At 26.3% G+C, this 19218-nt stretch carries 18 protein-coding genes, 1 tRNA gene and 1 other annotated feature; of the genes, 1 reads left to right on the forward strand and 18 read right to left on the reverse strand.

From position 1 onward, the window contains the following. Positions 1-7: 7 nt before the first annotated feature. The 17 genes from Q1J78_RS06100 to Q1J78_RS06180 form a co-directional block, all read right to left on the reverse strand. Positions 8-679 carry an amino acid ABC transporter permease gene (locus tag Q1J78_RS06100; RefSeq protein WP_300277628.1) on the reverse strand — a complete coding sequence of 224 codons (672 nt, stop codon included), beginning with the start codon at positions 677-679 and terminating at the stop codon, positions 8-10. 32 nt (positions 680-711) lie between these two features. Continuing rightward, positions 712-1527 carry a transporter substrate-binding domain-containing protein gene (locus Q1J78_RS06105; protein WP_300277631.1) on the reverse strand — a complete coding sequence of 272 codons (816 nt, stop codon included), beginning with the start codon at positions 1525-1527 and terminating at the stop codon, positions 712-714. Positions 1528-1583: 56 nt separating this feature from the next. Then, the gene (locus Q1J78_RS06110) at positions 1584-2414 is read right to left on the reverse strand and encodes a transporter substrate-binding domain-containing protein (protein WP_300277633.1); all 831 of its coding nucleotides are present in this window, start codon (positions 2412-2414) and stop codon (positions 1584-1586) included. A 212-nt stretch (positions 2415-2626) separates the two neighbouring features. After that, positions 2627-2838 (reverse strand) — a binding site (T-box leader). 81 nt (positions 2839-2919) lie between these two features. After that, on the reverse strand, positions 2920-4791 hold the full coding sequence (locus tag Q1J78_RS06115; RefSeq protein ID WP_300277636.1) for an ATP-dependent helicase: 1872 nt from the start codon (positions 4789-4791) through the stop codon (positions 2920-2922). A gap of 50 nt (positions 4792-4841) precedes the next feature. Then, positions 4842-6446 (reverse strand): ClC family H(+)/Cl(-) exchange transporter, encoded by a 1605-nt coding sequence (locus Q1J78_RS06120; RefSeq protein ID WP_300277639.1) that lies wholly within the window; start codon positions 6444-6446, stop codon positions 4842-4844. Positions 6447-6552: 106 nt separating this feature from the next. Beyond that, a tRNA-Ser gene (locus tag Q1J78_RS06125) sits at positions 6553-6646 on the reverse strand. 137 nt (positions 6647-6783) lie between these two features. After that, positions 6784-7566, reverse strand: a complete 783-nt coding sequence (gene hisJ, locus Q1J78_RS06130) for a histidinol-phosphatase HisJ (RefSeq protein ID WP_300277642.1) — start codon at positions 7564-7566, stop codon at positions 6784-6786. A gap of 465 nt (positions 7567-8031) precedes the next feature. Further along, positions 8032-8223 carry a hypothetical protein gene (locus Q1J78_RS06135; protein WP_300277644.1) on the reverse strand — a complete coding sequence of 64 codons (192 nt, stop codon included), beginning with the start codon at positions 8221-8223 and terminating at the stop codon, positions 8032-8034. 228 nt (positions 8224-8451) lie between these two features. Continuing rightward, positions 8452-9312, reverse strand: a complete 861-nt coding sequence (locus Q1J78_RS06140) for a bifunctional 5,10-methylenetetrahydrofolate dehydrogenase/5,10-methenyltetrahydrofolate cyclohydrolase (protein ID WP_300277647.1) — start codon at positions 9310-9312, stop codon at positions 8452-8454. 1 nt (position 9313) lies between these two features. Then, positions 9314-9946 carry a cyclodeaminase/cyclohydrolase family protein gene (locus tag Q1J78_RS06145; protein ID WP_300277648.1) on the reverse strand — a complete coding sequence of 211 codons (633 nt, stop codon included), beginning with the start codon at positions 9944-9946 and terminating at the stop codon, positions 9314-9316. Positions 9947-10151: 205 nt separating this feature from the next. Further along, on the reverse strand, positions 10152-10670 hold the full coding sequence (locus Q1J78_RS06150) for a hypothetical protein (protein WP_300277651.1): 519 nt from the start codon (positions 10668-10670) through the stop codon (positions 10152-10154). A gap of 13 nt (positions 10671-10683) precedes the next feature. After that, the gene (locus Q1J78_RS06155) at positions 10684-11199 is read right to left on the reverse strand and encodes a YcxB family protein (RefSeq protein ID WP_300277654.1); all 516 of its coding nucleotides are present in this window, start codon (positions 11197-11199) and stop codon (positions 10684-10686) included. 143 nt (positions 11200-11342) lie between these two features. Then, the gene (locus Q1J78_RS06160; protein ID WP_300277657.1) at positions 11343-13019 is read right to left on the reverse strand and encodes a formate--tetrahydrofolate ligase; all 1677 of its coding nucleotides are present in this window, start codon (positions 13017-13019) and stop codon (positions 11343-11345) included. A 138-nt stretch (positions 13020-13157) separates the two neighbouring features. Continuing rightward, the gene (locus Q1J78_RS06165; protein ID WP_300277660.1) at positions 13158-14078 is read right to left on the reverse strand and encodes a bifunctional enoyl-CoA hydratase/phosphate acetyltransferase; all 921 of its coding nucleotides are present in this window, start codon (positions 14076-14078) and stop codon (positions 13158-13160) included. Positions 14079-14246: 168 nt separating this feature from the next. After that, positions 14247-14930 (reverse strand): YczE/YyaS/YitT family protein, encoded by a 684-nt coding sequence (locus Q1J78_RS06170; RefSeq protein ID WP_300277663.1) that lies wholly within the window; start codon positions 14928-14930, stop codon positions 14247-14249. A 34-nt stretch (positions 14931-14964) separates the two neighbouring features. After that, positions 14965-16110 (reverse strand): tetratricopeptide repeat protein, encoded by a 1146-nt coding sequence (locus tag Q1J78_RS06175; RefSeq protein WP_300277665.1) that lies wholly within the window; start codon positions 16108-16110, stop codon positions 14965-14967. A 37-nt stretch (positions 16111-16147) separates the two neighbouring features. Then, on the reverse strand, positions 16148-17902 hold the full coding sequence (locus tag Q1J78_RS06180; protein ID WP_300277668.1) for a B12-binding domain-containing radical SAM protein: 1755 nt from the start codon (positions 17900-17902) through the stop codon (positions 16148-16150). 167 nt (positions 17903-18069) lie between these two features. Between Q1J78_RS06180 and Q1J78_RS06185 the strand changes: the two genes are divergently transcribed. Beyond that, positions 18070-18273 (forward strand): hypothetical protein, encoded by a 204-nt coding sequence (locus tag Q1J78_RS06185; protein WP_300277671.1) that lies wholly within the window; start codon positions 18070-18072, stop codon positions 18271-18273. Positions 18274-18285: 12 nt separating this feature from the next. Here Q1J78_RS06185 and Q1J78_RS06190 read toward each other — a convergent pair whose 3' ends face one another. Then, positions 18286-19212 (reverse strand): hypothetical protein, encoded by a 927-nt coding sequence (locus tag Q1J78_RS06190; RefSeq protein WP_300277674.1) that lies wholly within the window; start codon positions 19210-19212, stop codon positions 18286-18288. Between the last annotated feature and the right edge of the window lie 6 nt (positions 19213-19218).

Consider the following 19218-nt stretch of genomic DNA (forward strand, 5'->3'; position numbering starts at 1 on the left):
TTTTACATTAATTTGATACAGACATTTTCTTTTCAAGTAGTCCAACTAGCTTTGATAAAGTAAATGTTAATACAAAATATATTGCTGCTGCAAATATATATGGTCCAAAACTATCATATGTAGCATTTTTTACTGTGTTTGCAGTAAACATTATATCTATTACACCTATAAATGATAGTATAGCTGATTCTTTAACTAATGAAACAAATTCATTTGCTAATGATGGAAGTATATTTTTCACAGCTTGTGGTACTATTACATATCTCATTGTAGACCAATAACTAAGTCCTAAAGATCTACTAGCTTCCATTTGACCTTTATCAACTGATTGTATTCCAGATCTCATTATTTCTGCTACATATGCTCCTGAATTTATTGATAATGCAAATGCACCTGCAATGAAATCACTTGGTATACCAAATATACTTGGGAAATTTATTCCAACTTGTGGTAATCCATAATATATAATTGATAACTGTACTAAAAGTGGTGTATCACGTATTATTTCTATGTATATACTTGATAATGCCTTTAATATGCCATTTTTTGACATTTTAGCAAGACAAAGTATTAATCCTATTATAAAACCGAAGAACAATGCTATAAATGAAATTTCTATAGTTGTCATTGTTGATTTTATAAATGTTGGTAAATATGGTCCTATAAAATCAAAACTCATTTTAATATCTCCTATTCTTTCTATATTATTTACTATTTTACTTCAGCTGCTAATGCTGAGTTATTTTCTAATGATTTTTGAAGATCATTTTCTTTGAAATCTTTTACTACTTTATTTATTACTTCTAAGTATTCTTTATTTTTTCCTTTTTGAACTGCTATTGCCATACTTTCTTCTATATCACTTTCTGGTAAAGTGAAGTTAGATATTGCTATACCATCCATCTGATTAACATTTATAAGTCCAACAGAATCATTTACTAAAACACCATCTACATTTCCATTTTTAAGTTCCATCATTAAATCTGGCACTGCTTCTAATGCTTTTACACTTTTACAACCTATTTTTTTAGCATATACTTCCTGTATTGATCCTTTTTGAACTGCTATTTTCATATCTTTTACTTGATCTTCTGTTTTTATTTTATCTTCCTGTCCTTCTTTTACTATAAGAACTTCTTTACCTGTATAATATACATCTGAGAAATCTACATTTTTCTTTCTTTCTTCTGATGGTGACATTCCTGATATTACCATATCTACTTTATTAGCTTTTAAAGCTCCTACAAGCCCATCAAATTTCATTTCTTTAAATTCTGCTTCAATACCAATTTCTTTTGCTACTGCTTTTGCTAAATCTGCATCAACACCTACAACCTCATCTGAACCGCTTTTTGTTGAGTGGAATTCAAATGGTGGATAATCTGCTGATACTGCTACAACTAATTTTCCTTTTTCTTTTAATTCCTCTAATTTGTTTGCTGATTCTTTTTCTTTTCCATTACAAGCTACTAAACCTAAAGATAATATCATTGCCATTCCTAAACTTACTAATTTTTTCATTTTCATTTTTCTAATTCTCCTTTTCTTTTTTTATTTTATCTATCTTAAATTATTAATTTAGTCTATTTATTTTGTGTCGCTAAATCTGTATTTTCTTTTAATGATTTTTCAAATTGATTTGCTTTGAATTCTTTTACTGTTTTATTTATTTTTTCTAAATATGCTTTATTATCACCTTTTTTAATAGCTGCTGCCATACCTTCATCGGCATTATCATTAGGAAGTTCTAAATTTGCTTTAGCAAGCCCTCCCATTTCTTGCATATTTAAAATACCAACTGTATCATTTACAACTACTGCATCTACATTTCCATTTTTCAATTCAGTCATAACATCTGGTATAGATTCAAGAGATTTTATAGATTTACAACCTAATTTTGTTATATATGCTTCTTGAATAGACCCTTTTTGAACAGCTACTTTTAAATCTTTTAATTCATCAATAGTTTTTATTTTATTTTCTTCTCCTTCTTTTACAGCCAGTATATTTTTACCAACATAGTAAAGATCTGAGAAGTCTACACTTTTTTCTCTTTCTGGTGTTGGAGACATTCCTGATAATACAATATCTATTTTATCTGCTTTTAAAGCTCCTATAAGTCCATCAAATGTTATTTCTTTAAATTCTGCTTCCACACCAATTTCTTTTGCAATTGCTTCTCCTAAATCTTTATCAACACCTGCTATTTCATTTTTACCGCTTTTTGTTGAATGGAATTCAAATGGTGGATAGTCTGGATATATACCTACTACTAATTTTCCACTTTCTTGTATTTGTTCTAATTTTTCTGTTGAAGATGACGTTGAATTTTTATCTTCTCCTCCATTACATGCTACTAGGCCTAATGATAATATCATTGCCATTCCTAAACTCACTAATTTTTTCATTTTCATATGAAACACTCCCTCCTTAAAATTTCCCCTATTTATATAATTAATATATCTGAATCTAAATTCAATATATAAATTAACAATAAAAAAATCTCTTAGCTAATTTAATTAGCTAAGAGACGAATATACCGCGTTACCACTCTTATTGATAGGTTTAACAATATTTAAATAACAAGTATATTATTTGAAATTAAAAAAGTCTCTTGGCCAAATGACCAAGAGACGAATATACCGCGTTACCACTCTTATTGATAAGTAATTAAACCTACCCTCTTAAACCCTTAAGGCGGGTTACCTAATTCCATACTGCTATTTCTGGAATTATCCTCAAAAGCTCTCTTCACTCTATATTTCATTATTAGGCTCACACCAAATCCTAACTCGCTGAAAATCCATAATAGGCTACTCTCTTTATCATCGGATTTATTTGTTTTAACTTGTTGATGTAATTTATTATACTTTCATAAACATTTTTTGTCAATAAATTTTTTGAAAATTTTTTATTTATTTACTTTTTTGACTCCATTTCATCTAAAAATCTAGATTTTTTTATTTTTTTAGAATACCTGTTTTTAGGAGAACTTATGCACAAATTATTCTTCGCTCTAGTTATTGCAACGTACATAAGTCTTCTTTCTTCCTCGATTTGCTCAAATATTTTCTCTTTATCGTCAATTTCATATGTTTTTTCATGAGGAGAAATTCCTTCACTCGCTCCTATTATATACACATTTTCAAATTCCAATCCTTTTGCACTGTGCATGGTTGTAAATATAACTCCATTTTGTTGTGCATTTAAAGTATTTTCTTCTGACTTTTTCTTTATCATATCTATATGTTCTAAAAATTCTTTTATTGTCTTAAAATTGATTGCAGAACTCTCAAATTCATCCATTATTTCTACTATTCCAGCTGGTTTTATTTTCCTATTTTGACAATAATCTAAAATATATCTATCGTAATCTAGAGTAGATCTTATATAAGATATTGCATTTTTAGGATTCAAACTTTTAATATAGCTCATGTCTATATCTAATTCTTCTAGTGTTCTCGTTTGTATCTTTTTTAAGTCACAGTCTGAAATTAAACATCCTATGAAATTTTTTGATGTTTTAGCTTTTGCTATTGCCACCTTTGGAATATATCTTAAAGGTCTGTTTATTATCCTTTCCCAATCAGATATCAAATTAGGATCTAATGCTAATTTTAAATAAGATATAAGGTCACAAATTGCCCAATGACTATATATTGTAATAATAGAATCTTTAACTGTAAATGGTATTCTCATATTCATAAATACATCTATAAGTGCTCTAGATTGTATATTAGTTCTATATATTACAGCATATTCACTATACTCATCATCTTTTTCTTTTATATTTTTTTGTATTTCTTTTGCTATAAATGTTGCCTCTTCTTCAGGGTCATAAGGTTCTATATACTTTATATTTGCACCTTCTCCTATTTGGCATTTTATATTTTTTTCAAATCTATTTACATTATTTTTTATAAGATTATTAGAAATATCTATTATTTCTTTTTTAGATCTATAATTAATATCTAAAAATATTTTTTTTGTTCCTTTAAAAAATTTTTCAAAGTCTAGTAAAAAATCTGGTCTTGCACCTCTAAAGCCATAAATACTTTGATCTTCATCACCAACAACAAATATATTATTTAATGGGTTTGCAATCATTCTTATTATTTCAAACTGTACTTTATTTATATCTTGAAATTCATCTATCAATATATATTTATACACATTGCGTACAAATTCAAGTCTATTTGGATATTCCTTAAGCATATAATAAGTTTTTATAAGCATATCATCAAAATCTATTTTTCTAACATTCTCTTTGTATGACTCATACATAGAATAGATTCTATTAAAATCATCTCTTGTTAAAACTTCTGAATCAAAATCTATTGGATTTGTAAGCTCATTTTTTAAATATGAAATTTCAGTCATTATCTGAGTAATACTATCTTCATCATCCATATTTTCTATTTTTAAATTTTTAATTATATTTTTTATAGCATATCTTTTTTCTTTATCATCAACTATACTTTTTAATTGTAAATTTTCAAAATATCTTAAAATCCTAAAAAATACAGAATGAAATGTACCACATGTTACTTTTGATAATCTAATATCATTTGATATACTATTTAATCTGTTTTTCATTTCTATAGATGATGCTTTTGTAAAACTTATGGCAAGTATTCTAGTTGCTGGAATATTTTTTTGTAACACCATATTGGCTATTCTATACGTTATTACTCTAGTTTTTCCAGATCCAGGACCAGCTAAAACCATACAAGGTCCTTCAATATGCTCTACAGCTTTTAACTGATTTGTATTCAAGCTATTTAAATTCATATATTTAAGTCCTACTTTCTAAATTCTATATTATTTTGACTAACTTATTTTTAAATTTGAATCTTATTATTTTCTTCATTACTATATGTAAATGTTGATATTCGTTTTAATTCTTCTAATACATATGGAGATTTATCTTGAGATGTCATAACTGTTATGAAATCACCATGTATTAATTTTAAATCTCCTTTAGGTATAATTTCTTTTTCTCCTCTATTTACTGCAACTATCAATGATGTTTCAGGCCATTTTATTTCTTTTATTTTTTTGCCATCAGCCAAGCAGTCCATATCTATAGACACCTCTAAAAGTGTTTTTTGTTTTGAAGCTCCCTTATATTCATTTGTTTTATTGCTTCTTTCAAGCAGTCTATTTAATAAACTTTCGTATATTGGCTCTGATTTCAATATATCTGAAGTAAGTTGTGCTATAACTGTCACTATTGCAAGTGGTAATAAATGTACTAAAGAACTTGTCATTTCTGATATTAATATTATTCCTGTTATCGGTGCTTTTACAATCGCTGCAAAATGTCCTGCCATCGCAAGAACTACAAAGTTCATTATATATATACTCGGTATTCCAAGATATCTAATAGATACAATGCCAACTATATTTCCTACAAGTGCTCCCAATACTAATAATGGGAAAAATATTCCTCCTGGAACACCTGAACCAAAACATATAAATGTAAGTAAAAATTTTATTATCAAAAATACTACAAGTGTAATAAGTATGAAATCACGATTTTGTAATTCCATTATAAGTTCATGTCCTCCACCTATAAGTATTGGAGATATCATACCAACTATACCTGTTAAAATAAATGGTATCATTATTTTTACATTTTTATCAATTTTACTTTCTTTAAACATTTTTTGAGTTTTTAATATACCACTATTAAATATTACCCCACTTATACCAACTGCTATCCCTAAAATTATAAGAACCCAATAATATTTTATTGGCATTACATTTAACTGTTGAAATTTTAAAGATGGTATTATTCCAAAAAATTGTTTTGCAATACAATCAGCAGTAAGGGATGCAATCATAGCTGACAATAAAATCATCGGTGAAAAATTCTTATGAGCTTCTTCAAGAGCAAACATTACTCCAGACATAGGTGCATTAAATGCAGCAGATAATCCAGCACTTGCTCCACATGTAGTTAAATAAACTTCTTCATAGTCTGGTTTTTTTGTTCTTTTTGATATTTTTTCTCCTATACATCCTCCCATTTGAACCGATGGTCCTTCTCTACCTACAGACAATCCTGCACCTAAACAAAGTATTCCACCTACAAATTTATAAAATAAAACTCTCCCCCGATTTATACTCAATTTTCTAGATAATATTCCTTCTAACTGAGGAATACCACTTCCCGATATCATAGGTTCTTTCTTAACAAATTCAGATATAATAAATGCAATTGATGCTAATAAAATAAATACAGCTGGAATCATTATTATATTTTGAGATGCTACAGCATAAAGTCTATTAAATATACCTGCTAGTTTCAATGCAAGTATTCTATATACTACTATAAAAATCCCTGTTACAGCACCAACTATTAATGAATCTACTATTAGTCTGTACTTTATATCTCTTGTTCTTTTAAAAATTTCAGATATTTTTAATCTTTTTCCTTCCATTAGGTCACTTCCTTATTAAATTTTTATATTATACACTATATAAGTATAACATAAGTTTTATATTTTTTATTTTTGCATAAAAAAAAGACCTAAATAGGTCTTTAACTGGCGGAGAAGGAGGGATTCGAACCCTCGCACCGGTGTTACCCAGCCTAAACCCTTAGCAGGGGCTCCTCTTATAGCCTCTTGAGTACTTCTCCATACTATATTAATATAATACATTATCGTATATAATAAGTCAAGTAAATACTCTTTTATAGTTTTATATTTTAGAAAAAAAATAATTTTAATTATAAAAAGTAACAATATATTAATATAATATTTAAAAATATTCTTTTTAGAAATATTTTCTATAATCATAAATAGTTGATGAATCGTGAGAATCTGAACCTAAAACCATTTTTATCTTATTCTTCTCAACTAATTCTTTTAAATATCCTGATATATATATTTCTCCACAATTAGCCTTTCTAAGTCCTGAAACATTATAATCTAATTCAAAGCCATTTTCCTTTATATTTTTAACCAAAACTTTTAATATTTTTTGTTCTTTATAATCATATGTAAAAATTTTACAATATTTTCTTATTAAATTTAAATGTCCTATTCTTTTAGGTTTGTATTCTCCTAAATCAGAAAATATCATATCATTTATTGTTTCATAGTATTTTTTATATAGGTTATCTATACCATTAAAATACTCAATTAGCTTTTCAAACTCTTCTATACTATAATCTATACATGAATATCCATAACTTGTTTTTAACATATGTATTGATATTATTGAATCATCTAAGAATTTTCCATATTTATTTAAATTTTCTTTTATTTCTTTTTCAAATCCCTCTATATAATCTACTTCTGCACCTATATTTATCTTTATTTTATTTTTATATTTTTCTTTTATATTTTTCGCTTCATTTAAATATTTTTCAAATTCTTTTTCTGTTGGTGCACTATCTTTTTTAGGTGAAGGGTCAATGAAATTTTTAGGTAATGGAAAATGCTCCGTAAAACTTATTTCTGTATATCCATTATTTATAGCATTTTTTATATATTTTTCAAAAGGATCTTTTGTCCCATGTGGGCAATAATGTGTATGTATATGTCCGTCTTTCATATTTTCTCCCTTCTTATTGATTAATTGATATAGGAATCTATATATTCTTTAATATCACAAGCTAAAATTAAATTCTTAGAAGAAACTAATACAGGTTTTCCATATCTATTAGAAAGCTCAATTAATAGTTTATGGTCTACTAGATTTTTATAAGCTTTTTTAGTCTACTAACAGGTAGATTTAAAGTTTTAGAAAGTGAAGAAAACTTAATTTCAACATTTGTACTGTTACAATCAATAACTAAGTCTATAATACTATCTGCTAGAGATATTTCTAAAAAATCAGGAACTAGACTAAATAAATATTTTTTAGCTATTTGAATATCAGTTATCCTATTTTTTTGCTTTTAAATTCATTTAAATAAATAACATTGGCCATAAAAAATCACTACCTTTGTAATTTTAAGTATATATGTGCTTTTTTATAGTGTCAATCTTTGAAATTTTAAAATATGCAAATTGGGTACTAACTAATACCTTCTAAAATCAATTTTAAAGACACTTTTAAAAAGTTTACGATTTTATCACAAGCTTCTTCTTCGTGTAGAACAAGATCTATTTTATTAGCTTTCATAGCTCCTGTTGTTACAGTATATTCTTTGTGTTTGATTTTTACTTCTAACTCATCTACTACCTTTAAATCTTTGATTACTAACATACCAACTTCTAAAAGTTAATTTTTATCCTTGTTAAGTACTGTTGTTTCTGTGTCTATTAACACAAATATTCTGTATTTTAAAAGCCTTTTTTATCCTCCCTTTTATAATATAAAGTTTTAAATTTAAATATAAAGTCTAGTATAAAATTATTTCTATTATTAATAATATTTAAAATCTAAGTTTTAATTTTGTATATAAAAAACCTGTATAAATTTATACAGGCTTTTTTAATCTATTCTATTTTGTTTTTTACAAGCTCTTATTACGTGTTCTGCAAGTACAGATGTTGTTACAGATCCTACTCCACCAGGAACTGGTGTAACCATTTTTGCTTTTCCTCTAACAGAATTTGTGTCAACATCTCCGCAAAGATTTCCATCTTTATCTAGATTTATCCCTACATCAATAACTATAGCATCTTCTTTTATATATGATTTATCTATTATTTTAGCTTTTCCTATTGCTGATATTAAAACGTCTGCTTTTTTTGCTTCTTTTACTAAATCATCCGTTTTAGAATGGCATATTGTAACAGTGGAATGTTCTTCCATCAGCATCATAGCTACTGGTCTTCCCACAATTAATGACCTTCCAAGTACTACTGTATTTTTGCCAACTAAATCTACATCATAATACTCTAATATCTTCATTACCGCTTCTGGAGTACAAGGAGCATATCCTTCTTTATCACCTTCAAATAATTTAGATGTATTCATAGGATTAAAACAATCTACATCCTTTTCAGGATCTATTATATTTTTTATTATATTCTCATCAATATTTTCTGGTAATGGTCTTAAACAAAGAATAGCATTAATGTTTTTATCTTTATTTAATTTTTCTATTGTTTCTATATATTTTTCTTCTGATACATCTTCATCTAAGACTATTCTTTCAGTATCTATCCCTATTTTACTACATCTAGATACTGCACCTCTTTCATAAGATATATCATCTGGTTTTTCCCCAACTCTCACTATTGATAGCTTTGGTATTATATTTTTTTCTTTTAATTCTTCTACTTCTTTAATTAATTTATCTGTTATTTTATCTGCAACTGGTTTACCTTTTATTATATCTGTATTCATATTATTCCTCCATGATTTCTAATACTCTATCAAATACTTGATCACATATATATATACCCTCTTCAACTATAGAATTTACTTCTTTAGAAATTTTATCTGCATATTCTCTATCTTTCATGGATTTAGTATTTATCTTTACATTTAATTTTGATCCAAGTAAACATGCTCTCAAACATTGTATACCAACACCAATATCGCTTATAACTAATCTAGATGATTTATCAACTATTTTTTCATGAATTTTTATAGCCTTAAAACAAGTTTTTGCTGATTTATATGGTATTTCACATGCTTGCTTTAATACTATTTCCATTTTTTGTGATTTATAAGCTCTTTGTTCTTCTGTTTCTGTAGGTAGCTTATATGCTCTAGAAAGTGGCATAAAATATTCTGCATCTTTATCAACCATAGATAATAATTCTTTTTCTATTTTTTTTGCCTCTATTAAAACTTCTTTAATTTCTTCCTCAAATTCTTTATATTTTTTCTTTCCAACTGTAAGATTTGCTACCATATTGCCAAGTGCAACACCTATTGCTCCAACAAAAGCAGCTCCTCCTCCCCCTCCAGGAACAGGTTCTTTAGAAGAAAGAACTTCTATAAATTCTACACAGCTTTTATCTACTATCTTCATTTATCAGCACCTTTTCTCTTATTTAAATTTTCTTATATTTTATTATATCAATTTCAAATAAATAATAATAGATTTTTACATCAAATCTTAAATATTTATATAAATCGAAATTTATATAAATCTCATAGAATCATTTCATTATTAAAATAAAAATATGGGCTAAAGACTAATTAAATCTTAGTCGATAGCCCATATTCTATTCAGTTTATTTCATTCCTCTTGCTTTATATATTATATCTTCTACTATATCGTAATTTCCATATGTAAACCCATCTTTTTTGAATGTTACAGCATAGTCTTTATTAAAAACTAATACAACTACATTTTCGCCTCGTCCCATTCTTTGAATTTTTCTATATTTTAATTCTGATTTAAGACCATTTTGATTGTTTATAACAAGATGATCTTTATAAAAATCTATCTTTAATTTTATTTTATCAGTTCCATTTTCTTCTACTACTTTCTTATAACTTTTAGAACCCAATACATTATATGATATAAACAGTTCCCAAATAAGCATAACAAATCCAAATATGGCAAATGCTATTCCATATGCTATACTTGCAGTTACAGCACCATATCCTCCAACTACAACTAAAATTATACTAAGAAGTATACTTACTGTTTTTATTTTTCTATTTGTAGATAGTTTTACAGATTCTACATAATCTTCTTTTGTTATATAACTTGTATTTCTAGCTTTTATAACTTCTGACTTAGCCACTTTTATTCCTCCATTAAGCTTTTTTTGAATTATTTTTTTCTATTATTGGTACTAGTAAATTTTTAAGATCATCTATATTACCTTCTTTAAATCCATCTTTTTTTATCAGCATTATTACATTTTTCCCAAAGATAATTATTAATTTATCCTTCATCTCTTTTAACATCTGCATATCAGAGTATTTTAATTTTATCATTTTTGAATCACTAGTTATCATTTCTGCATGGTTATTAAAGAAATTTACATTTTGTACCATTCCTCTACCATTTTGAGATTCTTTTTTACCTCTATACTGCATTTTCCCCATTTTTCTAGGTAAATAATAATATCTCCAAAAAACTATACCTATTGCAAGTGCTATAGATGCTATCCCTGTAAAAACTTTTCCATTTGATACTCCATAAATCCCCATTGAAATACCAAGTATACCAAAACCTATACTCATTATTGAATAAATTTTAGGTATTCCAAATTTCATAACTTCTATCATATCTTTTTCCGTTATTTCATTTCTCGTTCTAATTGTCATTTTATCACCTCTTATTAGTAATTTTCACAAAAATATTTCGTTAGCTATAATTTTACTATTAATTTTCTTTTTAACAACTATTATATTATAACATAAAAAATCCCTGAATTTTTAAAAATCCAGGGATTATACAAATCATATTTTTAGAATAAACCTGATATTACTCCATTTTCATCAACATCTATTCTTTCTGCTGCTGGAACTTTTGGAAGACCTGGCATTTTCATTATAGCTCCTGTAAGAGCTACTATAAATCCTGCACCTGCTGAAACTGTTAAATCTCTTACTGTTATTCTAAATCCTTCTGGTTTACCAAGTTTAGTTTGGTCATCAGTAAGTGAGTACTGAGTTTTTGCCATACATATTGGTAATTTATTAAATCCTAATCTTTCAAATTTAGCTATTTCTTTTTCAGCTTCTTTTGTAAAATCTACTCCATCAGCACCGTAAATTTTTGTAGCTATTGCATTTATTTTTTCTTTTATTGATAAATCTTCTTCATAACAATATTGGAAATTATTTTCTTCTTCTTCAATTAATCTTAATACTTCCTTAGCTACTTCTATTCCACCTTCTCCACCTTTTGCCCAAACTTCAGATAATGCAACATTTACACCTAGTTCTTTACATCTATCTTCTACTAATTTAAGTTCTGCTTCTGTGTCTTGTGGAAATCTATTTATAGCAACAACTGCTGGTAATCCAAATACTTTTGTTATATTTTCAACGTGTTTTAATAAGTTTGGAAGTCCTTTTTCTAAAGCTTCTAAATTTTCTTCATTTAAATCATTTTTAGCTACTCCACCATTATATTTTAATGCTCTTATTGTAGCTACTATTATAACTGCATCTGGCTTTAAATCTGCCATTCTACATTTTATATCTATGAATTTTTCAGCACCTAAATCTGCACCAAATCCTGCTTCTGTTAATACATAATCAGAAAAATGCATAGCCATTTTTGTAGCTATTACTGAGTTACATCCATGTGCTATATTTGCAAATGGACCTCCATGTACAAATGCTGGAGTTCCTTCTAATGTCTGAACTAAGTTTGGTTTTAAAGCGTCTTTTAATAAAGCAGCCATAGCACCATTAGCTTTTAATTCTCTAGCTGTTACAGGTTCATTATCATAATTATATGCAACTATAATATCTCCAAGTCTTTCTTTTAAATCTGATATATCATTTGCTAAACAGAAAGCTGCCATTACTTCTGATGCAACTGTTATGTCAAATCCATCTTCTCTAGTAACACCATCTACTCTTCTTCCTAAACCGTCTACAACATTTCTAAGCTGTCTATCATTCATATCGACACATCTTCTCCAAGTTATGCTTCTTGTATCTATATTAAGCGCATTTCCTTGATGTATATGATTGTCAAGCATTGCTGCTAATAAGTTATTTGCTGCTCCTATAGCATGAAAATCACCTGTAAAGTGAAGATTTATATCTTCCATTGGAACTACTTGAGCATATCCACCACCCGCAGCTCCACCTTTTATTCCAAAAACTGGTCCTAATGATGGTTCTCTAAGTGCAACTAAAGCATTTTTACCCATTCTTGAAAATGCATCTGCCACACCAATTGTAGTTGTTGTTTTTCCTTCTCCAGCAGGAGTAGGGTTTATAGCTGTAGCAAGTATTAACTTAGCTTTTTTACCTGTATCTTTTTTTAATAGATTATAGTCAACTTTAGCTTTATATTTTCCATAAAGTTCTATATCATCTTCTGTAAGACCTACTTTTTTTGCAACCTCTCTAATGTCTAAAGGTTTTGCTTCCTGTGCTATTTCGATATCAGATTTAAATCCCATAATCTTCCCTCCAACTAATAATTAAATTTATAGATAAAAAATTTTTTTCGTTCTTATATCTTAAATTATATGTAAAAACACGAATAATTTCAAGGAATTTTTTAAAATTATTCTTATTTTATCTTTGATATTTATTTTTTAGTTTTTGTTACTATTTTTTGATATTATTGCTCCATAAGCTATAGAGTATAATTTTGATTCATGAGTGTCTGCTCTTGAAACTAGTACTATTGGAGATTTTGCACCCATTATTATTCCTGCCGATTTAGCATTTGCCATATATGTAAGTGCTTTTCCTATTCCATTTCCTGTTTCAATATTCGGTACTAATAATATGTCTGCATCTCCACCAACTTCACTTTCATATCCTTTTATTCTACATGCTTGTTTTGATATAGCTAAATCAAATGCTATAGGACCTTCAACTATAATATTTTTTCCGAACATTCCTTGTTGATTCATATTTTTAAGTTCATCTGCATCTACAGTCCGCTTCATTTTAGGATTAACTTTTTCTTTTGCAGCAAGACATGCTATTTTTAGTGTATCTATTCCTAATGATTTTCCAGCTTTTATAGCATTTTCTATTATTTTTTTCTTTTGAGGTACATCTGGATCTATATTCATACCTCCATCTGTAAGAATTAATAATTTATGATAATTTGGAACTTCATAAATCATAACATGACTTAATAAACTATCTGTTCTAAGCCCATATTCTTTATTTAAAACTTCTTTTAAAATTATAGATGTATCTAATAAACCTTTCATTACATAATCTGCTTTTTTTGAAGATACTAATTTTACTGCTTTTTCAGCACATAACTTTAAATCTACTTCATTTATTATTTCAACTTCAGATAAATCAAAATTTATTTTTTTAGATATTTCTCTAATTTTTTTTTCATCTCCAATAAGTATTGCTTTTATTATATTCATTTTACAAGCATCTTTTACAGCTAATAAAACCTCTTCATCGTGTGCAGCTGCAACTGATAAAATAGGTTTTTGTTTACTTTCTTTAAGATTTAAAAAAATATCATCTAATTTTTTTATCATAAATTTTCCTCCTTTTAGTTTATTTTAACAATTATTTTATAATACAAAATTCTAATTCTTAGTTATATTATACTCTATATACTACTGATATACGAATTAAACTTATGTAAGTCATATAAAAAAATAGTGAATTAAAATTTTAATCCACTATTTTTATAATATTTATAATTATTCTTTATTTAATTTTTTCTTAGATATTAAAAATTCAATATATTTATGATTAACTTCTTTTGCATCGAATTTTACTATTTTAAATATAGTCTGCATTATAATCCCCATACCAAAAGCACTTATAATAGTCCCCAATCCAACTGGTCCACCTAAAAAATACCCTATTATTAAAACAACCAGTTCTATTAAACTTCTTATTACTCCTATAGGTTTACCACTTCTTTTGTGAAATAGCATCATCATTCCATCTCTTGGACCTGTTCCAAGCCCAACACCTATATAAAGCCACATGCATATAGAAAGAAAAATAAGCCCTGAAATTATCATAAATATACTCATTAATAGTCCAGTTGTATGTGGTACAAAATCTAAATATGTTATTAAATCTATAAACAATCCAAAGAATATTACATTTAAAACTGTTCCCCATCCAATATATTCTCCTGATATCTGGTCTAGTATTATTACCATAATAGAAACAGTTATAGATGCTTGTCCCATTGTAATTCCAAGATTTTTTGATACTCCCCGATGAAGTACATCCCAAGGACTAAGTCCGATATTTGCATTTATCATAAATACAGTTCCCATTGCACCTATAAAAAATCCTAAAAATAATCTAATAAGTTTAAATAGACTAATATTATTATTTATTTTTTTACCATCTAGTGATTTATTCAAAAAAACTCCCTCTTTTCACTTTGAAACTATTTTACTATCTATATTTATTAAGTTCTCTAAGACAAGCATTTGTAACTTCATCCATAGGATCTAATTCGTATGCTCTTTCAATATAATATCCAGCATCATCTATATTTCCATTATTAAAATATGCCATTCCTAAATTACAAAGTATCTCAGGATCTTCTTTTCTAAGTTTAGCTGCTTTTTCAAAATATTCTATTGCACCATCAAGATTATATTTTTGAGCTTCTAATAATCCCATTTCTACTAGTGTATCCACTTGTGTAGGTCTTAATACTAATATTTTTTCAAAATAATTTTGAGCCTTTTCTATATCTCCCATACCTTTATATCCAAGTGCTATCATAAATAATAAATTCCACCAATCTGGAAAATCATTTTCTAAAGGAAGAAGTTTTTCTATTCCTTCTTCACATTTACCAGAAAGTATAAGTGTATATCCTTCTTCGTATTGTACTTTATAGTCCATTTTACCTAAATTATCTTGTATTTCAGCTACTATATCATCATCTAATCCTAATTTTAATGCTTCTTCCCAAGTTAATTTTGATTTTATAAATTGGTCTTGATTGTAATAGTGATAGCCTAATTGATAATAGGCTGGTCCAAATTTATCATCTATATTTATTATTCTTTCTAATTTATCTAAAGCATCAAGTAAAAAATCATTAACAGCCTTTGCATCCTCATCTTTTTTATATTGTTCTGCTATCTGTTGGCAAATTATAGCATAGTGGTATAATCCATTTACATCTTCTGGATATTTATTTATAAGAGATTTCATATATATCAATGAATCTGTATATTCTCCTATCTCAAAATATTTATTAGACATATATCCCATATATGCTTTTAAATCTAAATCTAAATTTTTCGCAAGTGCTTCTATAAATTTATAATATTCTTCATTATATTTAAAATTAGAATCTATTCCTATTATATATATCATAGCATCTGCTATAGACATAGAATTTAAACTATCTTGAGCTGTTTTATCTTTTATTCCTTTTACAAGAACTTCATTTTTTATAGGAACATCTAATCCTTCTGATGGAATATTATATCCTTTTATTTTAAAATCTCCATCAGATTTAAGAGTTATAAACGCTAACTCATCAGTCTTTTTAAGAAGGTATTTTTCTATTTTATATTTCATATTTATCCACCTTTCTATTTAATATTTATTTTATAAATTAAATTTCTACTCTATATGACAATGACTTTTCAAATATTTTTGAGATATCATAATCAAACATTATAATATTATCTTCTTTTTTTGGATCTATCATTATATCATTTTTTAAACTTTCTATATCATATCTAAATGGTTCAAATTGAACATATTTAATTATCATTTTTGCTGGTGTATCAAAGTGTTTTGGTATATATTTTTTAACATTTTCGTCATTCTGTAAATATATATGACATCTATTTTTAAAATCTTCAGGATAATTTCTAACTAAGAAATCTGGTACATTACTAGTTTTTCCAAGTGATACATAATCATATTTTAATATATCTCTAAATAATTCTATTTTTTCACCAATTTTTTCCATATAAAAATCTAATAATATTTTATAATTTTGATTTTTACCTTGTGCAGCATCAAAATATCCATTTACATCATGGAAATTTGCAAATTCTTCATAGAATTTAAATGGTGAATCTTTATAATATCTTTTTACAATAAAGGATACTGACATTCTAAAGTTTCCTGAATTATAATATCTTTCTACCATTTCTTCAATATCTTTTAATTTCAATATCTCTTCATAAGATATATATCTATTAGATAATACTTCATATGGTGGATATGATTTATATTTAAATCCATGCATATCTGCCATACTTCTTATACCTGTACCTTTTATCATTTTTAAAAATCCAAGTTGTAATTGTTCAATTCCTAAATTATATACATCATTAAATGATTTTTCAAATCCTTCATAACTTTCATACGGTAATCCAGCAATTAAGTCTAGGTGTTGATGTATATTTTTATAAGATTCTATTTTTGTTACAACTCTTGATAATTTTTTAAAATCATCTTTTCTTCCACAAGCTTCTAAAACATTTTGATCTGTTGATTGAACTCCGATTTCAAATTGGAATAGCCCTGGTTTACATTCTTTTAAAAACTCTAACATCTCATCATCTATGAGATGTGCTGTAACTTCAAAATGATATGTTGTAAATCCATTATCATTTTCCATCAAAAACTTCATTATTTCCATTGCCGTTTTTTTCTTTGCATTAAAAGTTCTATCTATAAACTTTATTTGAGATACCCTAGCATTTATAAGGTTTTTTAAATCTTTTTTTACTCTTTCTAAACTAAAGTATCTAAGACCTTTTATTGCTGATGAAAGACAATATTGACAATTAAAAGGACATCCTCTAGATGATTCATAGTATACTATTCTATTTTCATATTCTTTAGTATCCATATTATCATATGGACTTGGTATTAAATCTAAATCTTGAAGATACGGTCTTTCTTCATTAACCTTTATATATCCTTTATCTCTCCAAACTAGTCCTTTTATATCTTTACTCTCCATCTTATTATTTAGCATAAGGCAAACTTCTCTAAATGTAACTTCACCTTCTCCATATAAAATGTAATCTATAAAACCATATTTTTTCATTAAATTTTCACTATCATAGCTAACTTCTGGTCCACCTAATCCTATTATTAAATTAGGCATTACTTTTTTTAAATTTTCACAAAGACTCATTATATCTAAAACATTCCAAATATATACTGAGAAAAATACTGCATCATATCCACCTTTGTATATATCTTTTAATATATAGTCTGCTTGGTTGTTTATTGTATATTCTCTTATATCTACTTTTTGAACATCTTTTGCAAATTCTTTTAAATATCTTATTGCTAAATTTGTATGTATAAATTTAGAGTTTAGGGTTGTTAATAATATTTTCAAATAATCCCCTCCTAAATAAATGATTTTAATTTATTGAAATATTTTTTTCTTTTATTATTTATATTGCAATGTTTTTATCTTTTCTTGTATTTTATTCGTTATTTTATTATTATTATAATTGTAATAATATATAATAACTCCGCCATTATGGCAGAAAGGATATTTCCATGGAAAATTTTAAAAACGTTTCACTTAATGATTTATCAATCCAAGATCTTCTTCTTATAATAAAAGCTCTTGAATATACTAATGAAAACACTAATCTCAATGTTTTTGGAGATCTTAGAAATAATATTGTAAAGGAATTATGTTTCTTAACTGAAACAACTGAAGAAGAATTTCTTTCTTATCTAGAATCAGCATCTGAATAATTTATTATTTTATTAATTCTTTTTTAAAAATTTGAAACAATATTCTCCTGACTTTGATAATACATCTATTTTTAATAAATTTCCATTTATCTTTTTAGATTTTATTGTGATTTTGTTTAATATAGGGTTTTTTGCAGTTTCTCCCTCATTTAGTGATATTATCTCTAAAGGATTTGATATATTATTGTATTCTTTTTTATTAATTTTATATTTTTTTAATTTAATAAGATATTCAGCCATAGAATTTATAAAGTCTGTATTCTCTATTTCTGTTGATGTATTTTGACCTAATAGTGAGAATAGGACTTTTTTTATTGATTCAATATCATTATTTTCTTTCCTTTCCTCTACATATATATCAAAAATTGCATCGAATAAATTTGTACAAATGTCATTATTTGAATTTCTATTCATGTCTTTATAATCATCAATAGTTTTTATTAAATTTATTCTATACATTTGAAACTTAACAACTTCTTTTTTTTCCATAGGTATATTTATAGAAATTACTTTTTCTTTTATTTTATCCATAACTTCTTGATACTCTACCTTAGAATTTTTTAAAATCAAATGTACTACTTCATTATAAACTAATGTAGCTATTACATATTCAGTATATTTTTCATCTATCTTTAAATACATTACATATTTTTTTACTAATTCTATCAATTCTGTTTCACATTTTTCCCCATTGTTATTACTTAAAATTACAGGTAAAAATATATTTAAAATATTTTCGCTTTTATATTCATTTCCATAAAATCTATAGTATTTTAATTCATCTCTAAGTCTATTATTGTCTATATATATATATCTTTGTTTATAATTATCTATTAAGCATTTCGTATTTATTAATGATAACTTTTTTATTACATCTAAGTTTGTATCAAATATGCTTATATATGCATTTTTTATAATATTATCAATTTGATTTTCCATAATTTC

The sequence above is a fragment of the Peptacetobacter sp. genome, from assembly GCF_029264495.1.
GTDB lineage: Bacteria > Bacillota > Clostridia > Peptostreptococcales > Peptostreptococcaceae > Peptacetobacter.

Coding starts and splice junctions, on each gene's coding strand:
- Q1J78_RS06120 (WP_300277639.1), bottom strand. CDS start 6,446: ATGGAAGGAAAAAGATTAAAAATATCTGAAATTTTTAAAAGAACAAGA.
- Q1J78_RS06165 (WP_300277660.1), bottom strand. CDS start 14,078: ATGATAAAAAAATTAGATGATATTTTTTTAAATCTTAAAGAAAGTAAA.
- Q1J78_RS06145 (WP_300277648.1), bottom strand. CDS start 9,946: ATGAAGATAGTAGATAAAAGCTGTGTAGAATTTATAGAAGTTCTTTCT.
- Q1J78_RS06185 (WP_300277671.1), top strand. CDS start 18,070: ATGGAAAATTTTAAAAACGTTTCACTTAATGATTTATCAATCCAAGAT.
- Q1J78_RS06140 (WP_300277647.1), bottom strand. CDS start 9,312: ATGAATACAGATATAATAAAAGGTAAACCAGTTGCAGATAAAATAACA.
- Q1J78_RS06160 (WP_300277657.1), bottom strand. CDS start 13,019: ATGGGATTTAAATCTGATATCGAAATAGCACAGGAAGCAAAACCTTTA.
- Q1J78_RS06105 (WP_300277631.1), bottom strand. CDS start 1,527: ATGAAAATGAAAAAATTAGTAAGTTTAGGAATGGCAATGATATTATCT.
- Q1J78_RS06110 (WP_300277633.1), bottom strand. CDS start 2,414: ATGAAAATGAAAAAATTAGTGAGTTTAGGAATGGCAATGATATTATCA.
- Q1J78_RS06135 (WP_300277644.1), bottom strand. CDS start 8,223: ATGTTAGTAATCAAAGATTTAAAGGTAGTAGATGAGTTAGAAGTAAAA.
- Q1J78_RS06115 (WP_300277636.1), bottom strand. CDS start 4,791: ATGAATTTAAATAGCTTGAATACAAATCAGTTAAAAGCTGTAGAGCAT.
- Q1J78_RS06100 (WP_300277628.1), bottom strand. CDS start 679: ATGAGTTTTGATTTTATAGGACCATATTTACCAACATTTATAAAATCA.
- Q1J78_RS06155 (WP_300277654.1), bottom strand. CDS start 11,199: ATGACAATTAGAACGAGAAATGAAATAACGGAAAAAGATATGATAGAA.
- Q1J78_RS06175 (WP_300277665.1), bottom strand. CDS start 16,110: ATGAAATATAAAATAGAAAAATACCTTCTTAAAAAGACTGATGAGTTA.
- hisJ (WP_300277642.1), bottom strand. CDS start 7,566: ATGAAAGACGGACATATACATACACATTATTGCCCACATGGGACAAAA.
- Q1J78_RS06190 (WP_300277674.1), bottom strand. CDS start 19,212: ATGGAAAATCAAATTGATAATATTATAAAAAATGCATATATAAGCATA.